The organism is Psychrobacter sp. 1U2, assembly GCF_051847575.1.
Genome location: NZ_JBPYDC010000534.1, coordinates 1 through 996, shown reverse-complemented (window position 1 = coordinate 996; position 996 = coordinate 1). Strand labels below are relative to the sequence as shown.

Here is a 996-nt window from a genome sequence, read left to right as displayed (position 1 = left end):
AATTCCATTTGTATTTAGCGTCATATTTTATTCCTTTAAACGTGTATTATTTTATCTGGTGTAAGTTTCTACAAAATGATACTACTAACCTTTCATTGGTTAGAACCATTCTGCTTGCATATCGGTACATACGGCATTGTCTTTATTTAACAGTTCAATATCGCGATTGATTAAGGGTAATTCCCAATCGATAAAGTATTTGGCTGCTTGGATTTTGCCTTTGTAAAAATTCTGCTGCTCAACATCTTGCGTCGTACTTAGTAGTTGCTCAGCTTTGCTGGCTTGGCGAATCCAAATCCAACTGACCACGATTGAGGCAAAGATATTCATCAATGCTTGTGCATTACCAGTCAACGTGATGGCTTTTTCCGTTTGCAGGATTTTGCTTAAATGCACCAATACCTCATGCAAGTGACTCATATAAGGCATCAATTTACCGGCGAGTTTGGCAGTCTCCGGTGTACTGATATTTTCCAAGTCTTGAGTGATTTCACGTTTTAGAATTTGAATACCAAGCCCTTTATTTTGCCATAACTTTCGGAATGACAAATCTAACGCTTGCACGCCATTTGTGCCTTCATGAATGGGATTGAGACGGTTGTCACGCCAAAACTGCTCGGCCTGATATTCACGCGTATAACCTGCGCCGCCCAATACTTGAATACCTAAATCATTGGCCTTTGGACCATACTCAGATGGCCATGCTTTGAGTACTGGCGTTAATAAATCTAATAATTCTGATAGCTCGTTTTTTAGCGTATCATCTTCACAGGTATTGATACGGTCAATCAGGTTCGAGCCGTATAAGCACAGTGAAATGCCGCCCTCACTGTAAGCTTTTTGCGCAAGCAGCATGCGTTTGACGTCACCATGCTGAATAATCGCCGTTGCTGCATCTTCAGGCTTATTATTCGGTGCGATTCTGCCCTGCGTTCTGTCTTTGGCATAATCGAGCGAATACTGATAACCACGATAGCCAATCATCGCCGCGCCAAA

Annotated in this window: 1 protein-coding gene; it reads right to left on the bottom strand. The window is 41.8% G+C overall.

The window, feature by feature from the left end; translation table 11 throughout:
- Window positions 1-99: 99 nt before the first annotated feature.
- On the bottom strand, window positions 100-996 hold an 897-nt coding region (locus tag ACS8FD_RS17095; protein WP_439276726.1), incomplete at its 5' end, for an acyl-CoA dehydrogenase.